Genomic DNA, 18,995 nt, shown 5'->3' on the forward strand with positions numbered 1-18,995 from the left:
GGTGGCGGGTCCAGTTCCCCACCCTAATCAGGGCGGGGATATTGTATTCGCACTTTCCCGACCCTTAAATCTTCTCACCCCACTCAGCTTCCTTAAACCCCACCAAATACCAACCATCGCCCACCACAAAAGGTCTCTTAACCAAATTCCCGTTTGCTGCTAACTCTTTATAAATTTGATCCTCGTTCAATTTCGATAATTTTTCTTTCCAATTTCCTTCTCGGTAATCCTTTCCTGACGTATTAAAGAGTTTTTTGATATCACCTAAGTATTGTTTTGCTTTTTTTAATTCGGACACGGAAGGGGGAGTTTCGCGAATTGGTAATTGTTCAAATTGAATTTTTTTGGAATTTAAATATTTGAGCGCATTTCTGCATGTGCTACAGCCAGAATATTCGTAAACTTTCAGTTTGGATCGACTCATAAGACAGATTTTCTTACTTACTATTTTTGCGGAAACTTTTTATTGGAACTATGTTGGTCCAAAATAATGTCCCCTTGGCTCCGCTGACAACATTTCAATTAGGTGGAAATGCAAAATATTTTATATCAATCAAAACAACAGAAGACCTAAAAGGAGCATTGGTTTTTTGTAAGGAACAAAAACTCACGTATGCCATCTTGGGAGGAGGTTCAAATACAATCTTTCGAGACAATGGATTTGATGGTGTAATTTTATTAATCCAAATTCCAGGTATCAGATGTTTGGATGCAAATGAATCGACTGTTTTGTACGAAGTAGGTGCAGGTGTTGTTTGGGATCATTTTGTGGAATTTGTCGTCAAACAAGGATTAAGTGGAATAGAGTGTTTGTCTGGAATTCCTGGGTCAGTTGGGGCTTCACCAATCCAAAACATCGGAGCCTATGGCCAAGAAGTGAAAGATTCTATCGTTAGTGTTCAATGCATTGATGAAAACGGCAATCAGCGAACGTTTTCCAATGACGAGTGTCAATTCGCTTACCGTAATAGTAATTTTAAATCTGGAAATTTTCAAAATTATATTATAACTTCAGTGACATTTAAACTCTCTAAAAATTTGGAAGCTTGCATCGTGTATCCTGAAGTCAAAAAACAATGGGAATTGTTCCTCTCCGAAAAAAAAGAAAATGATAAAAAATTGGAAGATCGTTATTTTTATTTAGAATCCCTTCGCGAAATGATCATCAAATTACGTAAGAAAAAATCAATGGTTGTTGATGACAAAGACCCAAATACACGTTCGGCGGGATCTTTTTTTACAAACCCAATCGTTTCGCTAGAGGATGTGGAAAGGTTTTTAAACCAAACAAAAAAAATGGGTTATTTGGACCCGCCTATCTACGATGCTCCTTCTGGTTTGAAAAAACTTTCGGCCGCTTGGCTTATCGAACACTCAGGCATTAAAAAAGGGGACATTTATCCAGGTGGAGTCGGAATCTCTACCAACCATTGTTTAGGTCTAATCAATATAGATGGGACAACTACGGCATTGCTAGCAATGGCAGAATCGATTCAAAAACGTGTCTTTGATACTTTTTCAATCCATTTGGAGATGGAACCAGTGCTCAGGTCCTAAAAAAGATTTGGTAATTGTCGATAGTTGCAGAAGGATGGGGAAGGAATGAACTCAAAAGTTAAAAAATACCTGATACTTTCAGGATTAGGTGCTGCATTACTCTTAGTTTTGGCGCTCATCAGTTTTTTTGTCGTAGATGAAATCAAAGGTGGAGCCGTTGGTGATGGACAAAACAAATACGAACTCATCATTGATTCTGGTGAACCTTCATCCAGTGTGGTACGTGAGTTAGCTGCCGCTGGAATGATCAAATCCAGTGTATATTTTAATTATTTAATTAAATTTACAAGAGCTGGTAACAAAATCAAACAAGGAGTTTATGACATCAATGATGGAATGAGTTCACGAAAAATTCTTGATGTTATCATCTCTGGAAAAGTCAAACTCGTAACATTCACAGTTCCAGAAGGGTATAATAATCGTCAAATTGGTGATCTTTTGGTCACAAAAAAACTTTCTCCATCTAGAGAAGAATTTCTAAAAGTAACTCAAAGTCTTGCATTACTTACAAAATACAATATTCCAGCAAAGACGTTAGAAGGTTACTTATTTCCCGAAACGTATTCTGTTCCATTGAACTACCCGCTTGAACGAATCACAGAAATGATGATCAAACGATTTTATAAAAAACTAGAAACCATTCCGGAAGCAAAAGGAATAAAACCAGCTGATCTTCATTTTCGAGTTGTCCTAGCATCTATCGTAGAAAGGGAAGCTGTTCGGAAAGAGGAACGACCTATGATGGCGGGAGTATTCCTCACTAGAATCGAAAAAAATATCAATTTAGAATCTTGTGCTACTATCCAATATTTGTTTGATAAACCAAAAAAAAGACTCTTTGAATCAGATTTAAAAATTGTATCACCTTACAATACATATATCAATGGCGGTTGGCCTCCAGGTCCTATTTCAAATCCCGGATTACCAGCGTTAGAAGCTTCGTTTAGGCCAATGAAATCGGATAAATTGTTTTTCCTTTTGAAACCAGATGGTTCTCATTATTTTTCTTCTACCTTTAAAGAACATTTAGAAGCAAAAAAGAAATTCATAGATGTATTATATCAATAGGTGTTGCATAAAAGGTTAATTATACTAAGTCGATTTATTTCCAAGGATTTCCTACATGGATGAAAACATCGTTGAACTCAATATAACAATTGGAGGGATTTCCAAGGAACTTTTGGATGTGCAAAAAGCTTTGGATGCCTACCGTGAAAAACAGGCGCACAAAGAAGCTATCGATGAAGAAGCGATCACCTTTGTGACCAAAGCTGAACGTGTCATCGAAAAAGCAGAAAATGGAGAGTTACAGCTGACTCCAGACCAAGTCCGTAGGATCAAAAGTAATCTCGTTAAGATTCTCAGCCGCTTAAATCCATAATCATACTTTCACGAATCCTTTACCAAACCTTCACCAGCTTGTCATACCCTTGTAACAAATTAAGAACATAGTTTCCATAGCTAGAGGGAGAATTTTAACGAACCCCTTCCGGGAAGACCCGCTAGCAAAACAAATTCGAATTTTTTCGAAAGAGGATTAAAATGAAAAATTCATTCAAAAAAAGCATGGTGGTTCTTTTCATCGCGATGATGGGATTCACAATGATCAATTGCCCAGGAAAAAAGAAAGACGATACCGCTCTGTTAGCAGCTCTTTTGTTTTCTAACCAAGGTATTGCAGGATCTGACCTTTGTGATGGAGTTGGTGTTCCTAACCCAACTCAAATTTTAGAGGGCACGATTTCAACAGCAGTTACTGTCAGCGGTTCTGCATTATTAAGAGGAACAGTATCTGTAACAAATGGTGGATCGATCACCGTATTACCAAAATCTGTAATTTATGGAGAAAGAGGATCATCTTTATTTGTATACGAAGGTGGATCGATATCTGCTATTGGAACGGCAAGTAACCCTATCTGTTTTACTTCTGCTGCAACGGTAGGATCACGCGCACCAGGAGATTGGGGTGGTATTGTAATTATTGGTAATAGTAGTGTGCATGCTCATACAGCTCCAAACAACTCGGAAGGAACAAATCCTAGACCTTACCCAGGAACCCAAAATGGAATAGCAAATTTTAAATACGTTGTCGTAGAATTTGTTGGCAACGAGGTGGCACCTGGTAACGAATTGAATGGAATTTCAAGTTATACAGTAACACAAGACAGTAATTACGATTATGTGCAAATTCATAGACCGTTAGATGATGGATTTGAATGGTGGGGTGGAAACGTAAATGGTTCACACTTACTGGTATCTGGTGGTATGGATGATGATTTTGATGTGGATGAAGGGTTTACAGGAACACTCAATCACATTATCAGCGTAAAATACCCTGAGTCTTGCGGAGGAACAAAATCTACTGACCCGCATGGATTTGAAATGGATGGAACAGAAGGTGGTGCTGCCATTGCAGGACCTTCAAACCCTACTGTGACAAACTTCACTACAATTGGTCAATCCTACACTGGTGGCGTTGGTATGCGTATCAGAGAAAGACACACTGGTAACTTTTCGAAAGGTTTAGTATATGGTTACGTTACAAACAACTTTCAATGCGATGTTGATACAAACCCTACAACTTGGACCAATGTAAAAGGTCAAAGTGGAAAAGGTGCTAACATTAACGGATCTTGCACCAATGTGACTAACAATACTGAAATCACTTCCCTTCCAATCGTTACATTAGGAAACATCGAAACATGCGGAACTGGTGCAACGAAGCCAGATTTCACAACTACATTTGGTGATGGTTCCCTTGGTGGCGGATCAGTAGCTGAAGGTAAATGGTGGGATGGATGGGCTGTCTTTAGAAGCAAATAAACAAAATTTAAGAAATTGCAAAAAAGGCTTCGGAATTTCCGGAGCCTTTTTTATTTTAAAACAATGAAACAGAAAAAAGTCATATTTTTTATTATTATTTGTCTATGGGTCAATTGTAAGAAGGAAAATATTGAAAAAAATTCTTCTAATGAAATTCAAAATTTAAAATTAGAAGAGTCAAAAAAAATCCTAATGGAAAGAAGCTCGTCAAACTTTCCTCTGCAAGGTTATGCTTCTGTGAACGAAGCAGTGAAACAATTTCTTATTGAGGTTCGAAATTCAAATCAAGTTGATTCTGTAGAATTAAAATCTTTGGTGAACCAAAAGGAAAAAGATTATATTCTTTATCCGAATATTCTTGGTTACGGAACATCTTTAGATGTCACACCAATTGATGATTACAATAAAATGATTCGGTCATTTGAAGTTTTAGCCTTAACTAAATTGAAAGAGAAACAATATAAGGAAGTCGATCTAAAATCGCTTAAGATTTTAGTTAAGTCTGTACAAGATTATGGTAAATCAAAATTCCATAAAATTGGAATGGTAATAGTTACCACACCGAAAGGTAGAGTAGAGATTACTGAGATAAGGAGTGTTATACAATTAGGAAATCGTTACAAAGTTGCAATTTTATCCCCCTGAATTATTACAATTTTGTAACATAAAATTAAACTCACTGTAACGATCCAAAATCACTTATCGTTTACCTAGAGGGTAGATTCGAAAATCTACCCTTAGAGATCTAAACGTATGAAAAATCTGAAAATCCTATTGCTGGTTGCTATCTTAACTCCAATTTCGCTTTTTGCACAAGCAAATGGGTCAATCAGCGGTGTTATCATCGATTCTGAAAATGGAGAAGCTGTCTTTGGAGCCACCATTGTAGTTCGCTCTGAAAAGAAGTTTGCAAAAACTGACTTTGATGGGAAATATTCCTTATCTCTTGCTCCTGGTTCTTATGATGTAGAATTCCAAATGTATGGTTATGGTCCGCAGAAAAGAACTGTAAACATAGTAGCAGGTAAAAATCAAGCTATCAATGTAACTTTCGGAGCTCAAACATTAGAGACAGTCGAAGTAAAAGACAGAGCTTCGAATAATACCGAATCTGCATTATTAGCTCTCCAAAGAAAATCTGCTTCAGTTTCAGATGGTATTTCTCAAGAAGCCATTAAAAAAAGTCCTGATTCGAACGCAGGTGATGTGGTTCGTCGTGTGACAGGAATCACTCTTATCGGAGGAAAATATGTTTTTGTGAGGGGTTTAGGCGAAAGATATTCCAATACTTTATTAAACGAAGTTTTGATTCCGACAACTGAACCTGATAAACGTGTTGTTCCTTTAGATATTTTTCCTGCATCCATTATCAAAAATATTCGAGTAATTAAAACATTTGTTCCTGAAGATCCAGCGGAGTTTTCTGGTGGTCTAGTAAAAGTAGAAACGCAAGAGTATCCTGACAAATTTCTATTGAATGTCGGTTTGGGTATTGGAAGAAACATGAATTCAACAGGATATGAATTCAAATCATTTGATGCTGTAGATATTTTAGGAAGACCGAATTCTTCATATCAAATGCCTGGGATAGTAAATTCTTTGCCTGGGTTTTTGCCGCTTGAACCAGGTAACAGATTTGGGGGACTGCCTCCAAATTTTGTTAACTTAAGTACCTTAACGTTCAATCAACAATGGACACCCGATTCAGGTAAAGGTGGTTATGATAAAAACATCAATTTTACAGTGGGAAATACATTCAAACTTACAGAGTCTGGACAACGATTAGGTGTATTACTTGGTGTTGTTAGAAGTGAGGAATATAGAATACGTGATGAAAAGTCTGCAAGATACATTCCAAATTATGCAGGTGGTATCATTACACCTGATACAACATATTTAATTCCAATCCAAAAACAAGATACGAAAGTATATAACAAAGATACAAACTTTGCTGCAAACCTAAACTTATCTTACGAACTTACAAAAGGTCAGCAGATATATTTAAAGAATCTATATACGGTAGCTTCTGATACGACTGTGCGGGATGCTTTTGGTCAGAATTTTATTGATAACTTTGATTTTATTTCTCAAACTGGAATCGTTACTTCAAGAGGATTATTGAATACAGTATTAGGTGGAGATCATGCTTTGCAATTCGGAAGTATGAATCGTCCTCATAAACTGGAATGGAATGTTGCTTACTCATTAGCCAACCGAGAAGAGCCTAATTTAATCCAACAAGTTTGGCGAAGACCAAATCCATCTACATTAACTGATGGATATTTTCGATTAGGTAATAACCCTGATGGAACAAGATTCTTTTCCTCAACTGCTGATACAGTAAGACAAGCGAATGTTAAATACTCAATTCCGTTCGAACAGTGGAATGGATTAAAGTCTGAATTGAAATTCGGTGGAATGGCACTAGATCGTTTCAAAAGTTTCACCTTTAGAGAATTTGGAAATAAATCAAATGTTGGTACTCAATTTCCAGTCGATTATTACCCTGTACCTGGCGAGGTTGTATACAATCCAACTGAATACATTCAAAGATCAACTGGAGTAGCTAATAAAACTTTTTCAGAGCGACAAATTGAACCTAACGCATATGATGCAGAACAAAAATTGCATGCGCAATTCGCACAAGTTGATATGCCTCTAATCCCAAAGCTAAGATTTATTGGTGGTGTTCGATTTGAAGATTCCTTTCAAAAGGTGAAAACTTTTAGAACTAGAGATACTAGTTCTTTAAGAAACGTTGATTATGGATGTACTGTAAATAACGAAGATGTAAGGGTGGCTTTAGTTAGATCGAATATTTGCGATGTAGATAATAATGGTATCGGTACATTACGAAACCAAGATAAGCTGCCGTCTGCAAATATGGTTTGGGAGATGAACAAAGACATGAATCTTAGATTTGGTCTTACTCAATCTGTCACGCGTCCTGATTTAAGAGAATTATCACCATTCGGATTCACTCCTTATTTTGGAGCGGATAGGATTTTCGGTAACCCAAACTTAAAAAGAACTTATATACATAACTATGATGTAAGATATGAATACTATATCACGAATTCGGACTTTTTTGGAATTGGTGCTTTTTATAAAAACTTATCCAATCCAATTGAGATGGTAGGTTTACCACAATCTGGAGGAATTTCCTTTAATTTCTCTTATACAAATGCCAAGGAAGCTACGATCAAAGGGGTGGAGCTCGATTATCGAAAAGAATTTTTTGATCGATTCCGTGTAGAAACAAACTTATTCTTTATTAAATCACAAGTCCAAGTTCTGTCTTGGGAAGACAATGCTTTAATTAAAGCAGGTGTTATTGATAAAATAAATAGAATTGCGTCTTTCGATCCAACGAATATTTCCAGACCACTCCAAGGACAATCTGAATATGTATACAACTTAAAATTTGATTATTTTCTTACTTCAAAGAAAAATCAAACTTTAGGTGTTTATTATAACTTCTTTGGAGATAGGATTTATGCCGTTGGAGCAAATGGAACTCCTGATGCCATTGAACGAGGCGTAGGTATCACTGACGTAGTTTATAGTTATAAACATGACGACAGACTTGATTTCAAAGCAGCTGCTAAAAACATCATGGACACACGTTTTAAAGTTTACCAAAGAAGTGAAGTCACTGGTGAAGATTTACTTTTTTATTCCTACAGAATGGGTGTAACTTTTACTGTTGCTGCCACTTATAAATTTTTCTAGATCGAAACAAGCCCTAATCTCTTTCTAATGGGATTAGGGTGATTTAAATCTAACTTTCCCTAGCAATACAATATCTTTGAGTTTTATCCGAACTATATATTTTAAACTAGAGGAAGGACTAAATGACAAACATGGAAATCATCGCTCTTGCTTTTATCGAGAAATTAATTCTTTCTCTATTTATTTAGGTAATTTATTGAAATTAAATAATGAAATTACACTATTTTGGTTTTATATTTACGTTTTCATTATTCAATTTATAAAGAAATATAATTATGAATAAAAATTAAATCAGATAAGAAGGCAAATTTTTACAATTCACCTTCTGTATTTATTTGATCTAAAAAACTTACATTTTGATTTAGAAAATTAATCTTATAATTTTTTAATATCAAGTCTTATTCGTACTTTCGAATCCAACTCCTTTGACCGTTTGATAGAATGGTATACGGATTTGATCCAATAAATGAAAAATCAAAATCAGCACTATTCGCAAAAGAATTTGAATAGTCTATTCTCAAGTTTGAACCCACAAAATGACCTAAGTATTGAATTGCTGTATTTGATCCAGAAGGAAACTCTGACCAACCTAAGTAAATCGTACCCATTGGATTCATTTCAATTGTTGATCTAATTACATTAGAAGTTGGAAAAAAGTTAAGATTAGTAGAACCGAAAGAAATCCAATTTGTTCCATCAAAGGTCTTCATATTTAATTTTCCATCTGAATTAAAGGAAAGAAATAGGAAACCATTGAAAATTCTGAAATCATGGAGATATGCATAAGTCGTTGGATTTAAGTTCAATTCACCTCCAATTTGTATCCAATTAGATCCATTCCAACGTTTTACATACAGTTTAGTGATCCCAGAAGCATCTATCTCCGAGAATGCAACATAAGGAACTAATCCGTCAAATTGTATGTTAAGATTTAAAGATGGATTATTTGTTAAACTCGAACCAACTTGAACCCAATTTGTGCCATCAAATCTTTTTACGATTATAGAATAATCTATACCAGGCATTCCCGTACCATTTGCTGTGTATGCTACCCATGGATCTGTTCCATTCGTTGCAATTGAATAATTAAAATTTAATCCATTTAATTCAGAATTGATGATCGATCCAACTGATAACCATGTATTTGAAATCGAATCATATTTTTTAACATAAAGTTTGATATCGCCATTGCTAAATTCCCAGTCTCCACTGTAGGTTGGCGCCGTACTATATAAAACAAATGGAATAGAACCTGCCATAGCCATAGAAAGATACGGAACAGATCGTAACTGCCATTGACCAGTAAATGATACAACTGGCGGTAATATTGACAAACCAGAAGATTTATTAATTTTATAAGCACTAATTTGTTCTTTATTATTAAATGCACTGGTACTACTTTGAAATTGATTAACCACTGCATAGGCAGTATCTCCATTGGATATTATATTACCATTTGATGCGATAAAATTGGTTGCCCCTGCATAAGTCGCATCATTAAAATTAGCTCGAACATCAATTAGCTGCCTTGCAAAGATCTGAATGGTTTGAGTTAATTGAATCGCTCCTTCTGCAATACTGGCAACAAGATTGGAAAAACCAACTTTTGCATCGAGTGTGTAAAGTTTGACAACAAGACTTGTTGGTGTATCCCGATCTAAGGTGCCAAGATCTCCGTTGGTAGGAACATTCCAATCTGCATTTAACCAAGGAAAATAAGTTACGATATTTCCATAACCATCTAGTCCTTCGAGAGCAAAATATTTTACATTTCCTTCTTTCATGGAAATGGTTTGTGGTTCATTTGTTTTTGAAAGTAAGGCTATTTTGTTTCCAAAGGAATCGGTTTCATATAAAGAAAGAGATTGTACGTTACCAGGTAGAATTGTAAATTCCTGTGTAACAGAATTGGAAACAGTGGATAACAACTTTAATTCTACCTTTCCTGAGCTAACATAGTCACTTTTAGTGGCTGTAAATAAAGTACCAGAACTTCCAGGTTTTTCAAACTTTCCAACGTTATTAATCACAGTTGTAACTTCTGGAACAATATACTGTCCTGTCAGATAAGAATTGGTTCCTTCGTTTCTGCATGATAGGATTATGTTTCTTTGAAATCCTACATTGATATTCTGTATACCGGTTAAATTTGTTCGAAGTGTGTTCGGCAAACAATTACGATTCACAGTATAACTTGTCACAATAGGAGAGTTTGATTTGAGAGACTTATTGTCCCAAGCTTCAATTTTTATATCCAAAGTCGTTCCCGCAAGTCTATCAGCATTGGTGTAGAATGTTGAAGGAATTAAATAAACATACCTACTCGAGGGTGATGTTGAAGTATTGTTTTCTGGTTGCATTGCAACTTCATTTGTATAGGTCGCAGAAGTAGACTTTTTATAAGATAGTTTCACTGCTATAATTGATCCATCTAAATCAATATCTCTTACATCGGCTCTAATATAAATTGGCGCATCTGCGTGAATTTGAGTCGGAACTGGACTTTGGAGTGTAATTAAAGGAGAATTATTACCAGCCGCAGAAGGTACAGCGAAAAGCGCATAACTAGTGAAATGTTCAACTTGTGCTACAAGTCTACCATTTGCATAATCGATAGATGTTGGTACGGCAACATAAGAATTGCTTACTTCGTCATAATAGAACATTTGCTGAGATCTTAGATTTAAATTTTGTTCAGATATTTTCGAAGAATCGTAATTAACGACTAAAGAAGCTGGTTTATCCATAGCAAATTGAGTTCCGGCCGGAGAAAATTTATACCCTTGACCATAGAACTTAAATTGACTATTTTCATCAGCCTTTCCTGTTTTTTCTATTGTAATTTCAGTATCTTTTTCTAAAGAGTTTGGGGGAATTACAAAACTTAATTCCTTTCCGAGTTGAAGAGTTCCACCTTCATCCGATTTAATCAATAAACTCACAGTTGTTCCTTCAGAGACTAACATCGATGAATTTTGTTCTTGGGAACCGATTAACAATCCTAAAATGGAAAGGTTAGATTTCTCATCGGACTGACTCGTTTTGGTTCCTAAACAAAACAGTAAGAACGACATTGTAAATAGTAGAATTCCCAATGAAAATCTACTTAGAATTTTATTTTCGACTAACTTAATTGACATTTGTTTCACCTCTTAATTGAAACGCCAAAATACTTAAACCAGAATTGGTAATTGCCATTTTCGTAATGTTTAATATGTAACTAACATTAATTGAAAATAAATATTCTAAGTATTATTGACTAATCGTACACAATCGGCTGCTAGGTGGTAAGTAGGCGATTAAAATTTTATAAATAAATTATGTAAATGAAATGAAAATGTAAACTTGTTATAATCTGTTCGTAATCATCAATTTTTTTATGTATCAAGGATTTGATTTCAAGAATCGGATAGAATTTATAAAATTAAAAATATCCAATCAAAAAAATTTATCAAAATATTTAATAAGATAAAATCAATACTTGTAATATGTTATTTGGTTAGGTTACGAAGCATTCCAGAGAATTTGAATTTGATAACTTCAGTTGGGTAAATATGGGAAATATTTCACCCTAAAGAGACTTTATAATGAACTAATCCTCAATTATTTCTTGTTTTTTTAACAAAAATCATGAACCATTTCCCAATGGAAAAATCGATACACCAAATTTGTCTCCTTACGAAGTTTAAGATCCGAAACAAAATTTTATTCTTTTTTACATGTTTGTTAATATCAAAATCTTCCATTGTACATGCTGACTCAAATATCAATTTAGATATCAATCAAATCGCTGAGAACACAGAGCGGATCTTGGTAAAAATTCCTTCGAGCCATACAAACTTAGAAAGTACAACTTTATCATATACCTATCCAATGTCTGATGGTACACCCGCACCTAAATTAGTTTTTATTGAATCAGGAGAGTATTTTCTCGCTTATAATGATGGGGAATCTAATGGTCGAATTATTAGTTTAGATTCAAATTTTAAATTCAAAAAAGAATTATTAAGTCTAAAAAATCTTCGAATGGAAGATATCCATGCTGATTCGAATGGTCTCACTGTATTGTTATCTGCTTTTGAACTAAAAAAAAGGGGAAACTATGAAACAAAAAATTTTCATACTGCCTTCATTAACCAATATAACATAAATGGAAAATTAAATTTTAGTACAAAAATTGTAGGAACAAAAGAATACATCAATGTTGGTGACCAAGGAATTGATACAACATTTGGTTCACTTTCATTAACCAAGACAGCTGACAATTATTATGCGACGTACTTATCGACATACCGTAAATGGGATGATGGTGTCACACATCAAAGTGAATATTTGGCTTTATTTGATGAAACTGGAAAACGGATGATGAAATCGGATGGGAAAACACCTGAAGGTTTTACTTGGAATGTGAGTCATAGTTTTCGGCCAAGATTTTTAAATGATGGAAAACAATTGGTGATGGTGACAGTGGGTGATGCCTACCCAAGGGGATTGGTGATTGATACCTATCCAAATCGAAAGCGAGAACTACCAATCGTTGTTCCGAAAGCTGGAGCAAACGAAACATATCAATATGTTCCACTTTCAACTGGAGATTTATATGCTAAAGACTCCACCACATGGATCACATTTGATACCAATTTGAATCGATCCTCATACGATATTGGTTTTATCATAAAGAATAAAGAAAATCTTTCCAAACCAATATTTATCACAAGTACTACCAAACAAAGAGAGAGGATTCCAAGGATTGTTCCATACGGGGAGGATCACTTGTTTCTTTTGTGGATGACAGATGAGGGGCCTGAAAAGGAAAAATGGTATCCTAAAATTTCCAACATGAAATTGGAAGGTTGTTTAGTTCAAAAAGATGGAACTATTGTTTCTAAACCTCAAAGTTTTGCTTTTGGGAAAGGAATGATGTTTCGATCAGCAGCAAGGTTTTTTATCTTACGCGATGGAAAATTTGGTTGGGTCAATGATGTAACTGGATTTTCAGATCAATTGGAAATTGTATTGGTATCACCATTTCAAAATAAACCTCAAGTTGTCTCATCAACTGAATCGCAAAAACCAGAAACGTCTGAAACGAATCTAAACCCAACACTTAGTAAACCTTTGATTGATGCCATTTACGAAGGAAAGGAAGCAGAGGGAATTTCTTTACTGAACCAAGGTGCTGATCCAAATACAGTCTATGAAGGTTGGTCAGCATTATTGTATGCAGCTTATTTTGGTCGTACGGAAATCGTGAGAGCATTATTATCTCACAATGTGAATGTTGATTTTTCTGTTGATGGTTGGAATGCTTTACAGTTAGCACAAGAAAGAGGTCATTCTCAAATTGTTACACTCCTCCAACCCAACACAAAAACGTTTTCAAGGACTTTCTCAAAATCACCAAATCCAAAAAGTCCATTGAAAACAATTGGAAGGAATCAAAATCATCGATCCATCGTTGAGACTTTCGATACCAACCAATCCTTACAAAATTTAGGAACACCAGTTCAATAACTTTTACTTTTCAAAATGCGGTGACAAATTTTAGCCACTGCATTTAAAATTTCAAATCAATCGATGATTCTATCAAGAATTCATTAGATGATCACAATCACCAAAATTAGATTACAATATAGATTACCATTTGAATCTATATTGTAAGTTGATCTAAATCATTTCCCGTCTGTATTCACAATAATCGGCAATCCATCTTTCCCATTGGGAACGAAAATCAATTTATTATTTGGATTTTCCATTGCTTTGAGTTGGATATATTTTGGCGTTAATGATTCTGATATCATCCTTTGCGCTTTTGCTTGGGCTTCTGCTTCAATTAACACAGCTTTTGCTTTTCCTTCTGCAGCGATTTGTTGGATCTCCGCATCTCGTTTTGCAATGTTAATCTCAAACTTCATTTGTTCTTGTTCTTGTTGTTTGGTTAATTTGCTTTCAATTGCTTTTAAAATTGAAGGACTATACTCTACGTCATCGACAATGACATCATCAATTTCGATGTGTTTGTATTTTAGTTTTTCTGCGAGTGACTTTTTAATTTGAGCTGAAACATTCGGAGTTTCTTTCGATATCGACACCATATTATATGCTGATAATATATTTCGAATTGCCGTTCTAAATTGGGGTTTGACTACCTTTTCATAATAATCTCTACCAATTTCCATCTCCAATTCATATATCTCATTTTGGATTGGTCGGATGATGATGTCAGCAGTGACGGTGATCGTCAAATCATCTCTTGTTAACACTTCTACCTTTTCTTGGAAACTACTCCATTGGACCGAATAGACATAAACACTATTCCATGGCATATAGGTTTGGACTCGAGATTCCAATGGTTTTTGGCTGAGACCAGTACTATAAGGTCTCCACATGAGCCCCACTTCACCAGGACTGATGATGGAAATACAAGAGACGAATACCATCCCAAGGAACAAAACGGGAACGAACTGAAAACTTGTTAGAAAAATGGATCGACGTTTCATAGTTAAACTATTAGACTAAAACAGATGTTCACTTTCTTATCTAGCCGATTTTTCATAAAATTGATCCCTTTTGTCATTATTTTTCTGATCTCTTTGATTGGATTTGGATGTATTGAGGATGAAACAGTCGTTAAAACTCCTCCAAGTTTGGAATTACGTCTCTTCCAAGCGGTCGAAAATGGCAATTTAGAAGAGGTCAAAATCCTTTTGGCACAAGGTGCCTCCATCAATGCAAAAGACTCACTAGGGAATTCCTCACTCATCAAAGCCGTCGATGAAGAAGAAATGGAGCTTACAAAATTCCTGATCCAAAAAGGGGCAAATGTAAACCTTCGTAATACTATGGGTGAGACTGCTCTTTATCGAGCTGTTTACCGTGGCAATTTGGATCTAGTCAAACTTTTAGTGAAGGCTGGTGCAGAAACAAAGGTGAAAACTGTCGGTGGTATCAGTATCTCTGAATTGGCTGAAGAACGTGGCGAAGAAGGAATTTTGAAGTATTTACAAAGTTTAAAATAATCATCGTAAAATCAGAATGAATCAATCGAATGAATCTTTGTTAATTGGATATTTTCATTTCTATTAGTTATCATAAAAAATAATTTTTGTTTTGATGAGTTTAAATAAGATAATATTCGATTTAATCATTCTGATTGTTTTATTTGATTCCATTTCGTTGGGAGCTCAAGAAAACATAAAAGACGATAGAAACGTTTATGTATTCGCAAGTAAAGGTTTAAATCTACGTGCACAACCCGACCAAAATGCAGAGATTCTTAGAACCATTCCCTATGCAAAAAAATTGAGAATCAAGGAAATAGATTCCAAGATAATTTCCATTGATCAAAAAATTGGCCAATGGACACATGTTAGCGATGAAGAAATGGATGGTTGGGTTTTTGGTGGTTACTTACTCGTTACTAATCCAAATGAATTGATTACGAAAGTTTACCAAGAAGTAAAAAGTATCAACCATAAAGTCTATCAATCTTCCTCTTTAAAATTCTCAGAAAAAAATATAACCATTAAATCAACATATGGAAACTATGCAATCGTTACCTATCCTGGTACAGGTTTGGAGCCTGGAATGTCATCAAAAATTGACAGTGTCTGGTTTTATAATGGAACAACTTGGAACTTATACATAAATGATACAAAATCTGGTTACGAAGAAAAAATTTCAGATAGTTATCAAAACAAAAGTATTTCTTTATTATTGATTAATGATGATTTGATACCAGATTTTATCATCAGCGAATATTGTTGCGGGTCGATTTCCAATTCTCAAATTTTTCTTTCAAATTTAAACCTTCATCAAAAATTTAAAAGTTTATCGGATCTATCCTTTTCGAAATTCACTTGGACACATTTATGTGGAAATAATCTGTACCTGTTTGTATCTTCAAAGGATGATAAAACTAAACAGTATCGATACGATTGTAAATCAAACCAATTGAAAATCAATGAATGATGATGCATTCGCTACAGAATTATCTGTCATTGGTTCATTTCCACTAACGTTTCAAATAGAATTTTTGTTCCTAATTCTAAGTTATCGATGGTCATGTTTTCATTTTTGCCATGCATCCCATCAATGTCTTCTGCCTTTAATACCGCCGGGATAAGACCATAGGCTTTGATCCCAATTTTTCTTAAGTATGAATTATCAGTTTTTCCTGGAGACAAAAACGGTGTTACTGTGCTATTGGGAAATTTATTTACAGAAACAGCGGCAAGAGTACTAAAAAATTTGGTTTGGATCGGTGATACATCTGTTGGATTGATATCCGTGAAAGTGATCTCTGCATTGTATTTGGATGCAATGGTTTTTACTTTTTTAGCAAATTCTTCAATGTCCACTCCCGGCAAAGTGCGGATGTCCAATCTTCCCATCGCTTCGCCAGCTATTACATTCTCTCCACCTTCTCCTTCGCTTGTTCGAAAACCCGTAATTGATTTGGTATTTGTTGTCATTGCCGTTAGGTGACGGTTACTCCTAATCGTTGGATGAAGAAGTGGTTTGATTAGCGGATTTCTAGCATTTTTTAAGAAAAAGGATTTTGGAAAGGAACTAATTGTACCCAATTGATAAAAAAATGCATCTGTCTCTTCTGTGATTCGTATGTCAGATTCCAATTCTCTAACTTCATTAAAAAACTGCATTAAAGCTAACGCCGGGTATTGGTTTGGTGGAGATGAACCATGTCCACTAGTACCAGTAATTTTCGCCCTTAACCAAATATTACCCTTTTCCGCATATTGGATGTTAAAGATTGTTGAACCAGGAATGACAATATCTCTTGTTGCGACTCCGCCTTCATTGATGGCATATTCGTAACCTTCAAAGATTTTTTTTTGTTGTGTGGTCATATACTTTCCACCTAACACAGATCCTGATTCTTCATCAGCTAACGCTAGGTACATGATTTTTCGAGTGCGTGGAATTCCAGATCGTTTGAGTTCTAAGAAGGCAACAAGCTCCATGACAGCCATGCCTTTCATATCAATCGCTCCTCTTCCCCAAATTCGGCCATCCTTAACGGTTCCCGATAGAGGGTTCAGTTTCCATTCTTTCGCATCAAATTCAACTGTGTCCAAATGGTTGGCAAGAATGATCCCAGGTTCTGGATTGGGTACAGTTGCTGGAAGTTCTGCGACTAAGTTGGGACGGTTTGGGTATTTGGGATCATATACGAATCGAGAGGAAATGCCTTCTTTGGAAAGGACTGTTTGTATGTACTTTGTGACTTGGATTTCGTTTCCACGCACTGACGGAATTTTCAGAATATCAGTTAGATACTTTACTGCTTCCGCACGTCGATTTTCCCAATTCACATTTGGATAGGATTGTTTTAATTCGGCATATTGAACCTTTTGGCCAAAGGAACATTGAAAGAAAAAAATAAAAAAGAGTCCTATCCAAATTCTATGTTTCATTTTAATTCACCCATTACTTTTGATGAAAAAGAGAATCATGAATTCTAAAACTTAAAAGTAAAAACTATTTAATTTTTTCGAAGAACAAGTCTTACAATACTAGCTGTTCCTTTATGGAACGGACTCTCATTTAGTTCAGTTTCGAGTGCTTCCTCTAATTCTACATTCATTTCTGCGAAGTCCATACGTAAGTCTTTGAGTTGGTACAACATGTCAGGGTCTTTTGGTCCACCAGATGTATACTTTAACTGTTCAGGAGAAAAAGCTTCCAGTAATAAAATCCCACCTGGTTTTAATGTCCGAACACAATTGCGGTGAACAGTTGTTCGTATGGATTTGTGAAAATGGCTATAAATGAGAGCCACCATATCCATTTGGTCAGGTGCATAAGGATAATTTAAAGCATCCGAGATTTCATAATGAAAGGTAACATTCTTTTCTTTTGCCAATTGCAATGCCTTTTGCCTTCCAGACTCTGATTGGTCAAAAGCGAACACGTCCCATCCTAGACTTGCCGCAAAAACTGCATTCCTCCCCTCACCTTCACAAGGAAAGAGGATCCTTCCTTTTTTTAAGTTTGGTAAGCGAGAACGTAAAAACTCATTAGGTTCTTTTCCATAAACATATTCCACATTCGCATAACGATCGTTCCAGAAATTTTTGTCGTACATAATTGCTCAACCATTTGGTAATTGAATTATTCTATACCAAAGAAAAAAGAATCATAACTGTTTTTTTAGTAGAATCGAATTAAATCAGATGCTTCTTCTCTAGGTGTATGAAAACGATTTAACTCCGATTGTGCTTTTGGATAACCAATGCTGATTCCCATTATCACTTTTTCTTCTTTCGGAAGGCCAAGTTCATTTCGTACCACCTCTGGAAAGGCACCGAGTGCTGCTTGTGGGCATGTCCCCAGACCTTCTTCTCTTGCTAACAGTAAAACCGATTGGAGAAAACATCCCAAATCGATCCCCACAAAAAAATTGAGATCAAATTTAGAAGTGATGAAAACAGCCGTTGGAGCGCCAAAAAAACTAAAATTACGAAGCATAAACTGGTCTCTTGCTTCTTTGTCTTTTCGATCGATCCCGGCAACTCCATAGATCTTCATTCCCAAATCAAACATCCGTTTTTTGGCATCACTTGGATAAGACTCAGGCCAATTGGTTTCTGGTGTTGGTTGTGAACCTGTGGCGGCGTTTGTAAGCGCACTAGCGAGTGAATTTCTTTTTTCACCGCTGACAATATGAACCTTCCAAGGTTGTGAATTTTTCCAACTGGGACTACGCAATGCTTTTTCAAAAATACGATTGAGTAGGTCTTCTGGTATGGGTGTGGTTTCATATTCTCGGATGCTATGGCGAGTGTCCATTGCTTCTGAAACAGATTTTGCGACTTCATGGATGGATATAGATTCTAGGTTCATTGTATACCTTTAAGAAA

At 35.5% G+C, this 18,995-nt stretch carries 15 protein-coding genes; 9 read left to right on the forward strand and 6 right to left on the reverse strand.

Annotation, left to right across the window (positions count from 1 at the left end):
• Nucleotides 1-64 precede the first annotated feature (64 nt).
• Nucleotides 65-424 (reverse strand): Spx/MgsR family RNA polymerase-binding regulatory protein, encoded by a 360-nt coding sequence (locus tag EHQ43_RS03475; protein WP_135753966.1) that lies wholly within the window; start codon nucleotides 422-424, stop codon nucleotides 65-67.
• Nucleotides 425-474: 50 nt separating this feature from the next.
• Between EHQ43_RS03475 and EHQ43_RS03480 the strand changes: the two genes are divergently transcribed.
• The 6 genes from EHQ43_RS03480 (at nucleotide 475) to EHQ43_RS03505 (ending at nucleotide 8,112) form a co-directional block, all read left to right on the forward strand.
• Nucleotides 475-1,557, forward strand: coding sequence for a UDP-N-acetylmuramate dehydrogenase (locus EHQ43_RS03480; protein ID WP_135770145.1), 1,083 nt, complete (start codon nucleotides 475-477; stop codon nucleotides 1,555-1,557).
• Between the two features lie 45 nt (nucleotides 1,558-1,602).
• Nucleotides 1,603-2,625, forward strand: coding sequence for an endolytic transglycosylase MltG (gene mltG / locus EHQ43_RS03485; RefSeq protein ID WP_135753968.1), 1,023 nt, complete (start codon nucleotides 1,603-1,605; stop codon nucleotides 2,623-2,625).
• Nucleotides 2,626-2,680: 55 nt separating this feature from the next.
• Entirely contained in the window at nucleotides 2,681-2,938 is a 258-nt protein-coding gene (locus EHQ43_RS03490; RefSeq protein ID WP_135770146.1) for a hypothetical protein, read from the forward strand.
• 161 nt (nucleotides 2,939-3,099) lie between these two features.
• Nucleotides 3,100-4,380, forward strand: coding sequence for a hypothetical protein (locus EHQ43_RS03495; protein WP_135770147.1), 1,281 nt, complete (start codon nucleotides 3,100-3,102; stop codon nucleotides 4,378-4,380).
• A gap of 192 nt (nucleotides 4,381-4,572) precedes the next feature.
• On the forward strand, nucleotides 4,573-5,025 hold the full coding sequence (locus EHQ43_RS03500; protein ID WP_244242625.1) for a hypothetical protein: 453 nt from the start codon (nucleotides 4,573-4,575) through the stop codon (nucleotides 5,023-5,025).
• Nucleotides 5,026-5,133: 108 nt separating this feature from the next.
• A complete protein-coding gene (locus tag EHQ43_RS03505; protein ID WP_135770149.1) occupies nucleotides 5,134-8,112 on the forward strand; it encodes a TonB-dependent receptor in 2,979 nt (992 codons plus the stop codon).
• Between the two features lie 398 nt (nucleotides 8,113-8,510).
• Here EHQ43_RS03505 and EHQ43_RS03510 read toward each other — a convergent pair whose 3' ends face one another.
• Complete coding sequence (locus EHQ43_RS03510; protein WP_167481747.1) at nucleotides 8,511-11,186, reverse strand: hypothetical protein; 2,676 nt, start codon at nucleotides 11,184-11,186, stop codon at nucleotides 8,511-8,513.
• A gap of 556 nt (nucleotides 11,187-11,742) precedes the next feature.
• Between EHQ43_RS03510 and EHQ43_RS03515 the strand changes: the two genes are divergently transcribed.
• Nucleotides 11,743-13,626 carry an ankyrin repeat domain-containing protein gene (locus tag EHQ43_RS03515; protein ID WP_135770151.1) on the forward strand — a complete coding sequence of 628 codons (1,884 nt, stop codon included), beginning with the start codon at nucleotides 11,743-11,745 and terminating at the stop codon, nucleotides 13,624-13,626.
• 158 nt (nucleotides 13,627-13,784) lie between these two features.
• Here EHQ43_RS03515 and EHQ43_RS03520 read toward each other — a convergent pair whose 3' ends face one another.
• A complete protein-coding gene (locus EHQ43_RS03520; protein ID WP_208730879.1) occupies nucleotides 13,785-14,612 on the reverse strand; it encodes a prohibitin family protein in 828 nt (275 codons plus the stop codon).
• 24 nt (nucleotides 14,613-14,636) lie between these two features.
• Between EHQ43_RS03520 and EHQ43_RS03525 the strand changes: the two genes are divergently transcribed.
• Nucleotides 14,637-15,131: an ankyrin repeat domain-containing protein gene (locus EHQ43_RS03525; RefSeq protein ID WP_208730882.1), complete on the forward strand. Its 495-nt coding sequence runs from the start codon at nucleotides 14,637-14,639 to the stop codon at nucleotides 15,129-15,131.
• A gap of 94 nt (nucleotides 15,132-15,225) precedes the next feature.
• On the forward strand, nucleotides 15,226-16,083 hold the full coding sequence (locus tag EHQ43_RS03530; RefSeq protein ID WP_135770152.1) for an SH3 domain-containing protein: 858 nt from the start codon (nucleotides 15,226-15,228) through the stop codon (nucleotides 16,081-16,083).
• A 26-nt stretch (nucleotides 16,084-16,109) separates the two neighbouring features.
• Here the strand turns inward: EHQ43_RS03530 and EHQ43_RS03535 are convergent, their stop codons facing one another.
• The 3 genes from EHQ43_RS03535 to EHQ43_RS03545 form a co-directional block, all read right to left on the reverse strand.
• On the reverse strand, nucleotides 16,110-17,549 hold the full coding sequence (locus tag EHQ43_RS03535; RefSeq protein ID WP_135753521.1) for a M20/M25/M40 family metallo-hydrolase: 1,440 nt from the start codon (nucleotides 17,547-17,549) through the stop codon (nucleotides 16,110-16,112).
• 68 nt (nucleotides 17,550-17,617) lie between these two features.
• Nucleotides 17,618-18,220, reverse strand: a complete 603-nt coding sequence (locus tag EHQ43_RS03540; protein WP_135770153.1) for a class I SAM-dependent methyltransferase — start codon at nucleotides 18,218-18,220, stop codon at nucleotides 17,618-17,620.
• 65 nt (nucleotides 18,221-18,285) lie between these two features.
• Nucleotides 18,286-18,978, reverse strand: coding sequence for a nitroreductase (locus tag EHQ43_RS03545; protein ID WP_135740105.1), 693 nt, complete (start codon nucleotides 18,976-18,978; stop codon nucleotides 18,286-18,288).
• Nucleotides 18,979-18,995 lie beyond the last annotated feature (17 nt).

The organism is Leptospira bouyouniensis, from assembly GCF_004769525.1.
GTDB lineage: Bacteria > Spirochaetota > Leptospiria > Leptospirales > Leptospiraceae > Leptospira_A > Leptospira_A bouyouniensis.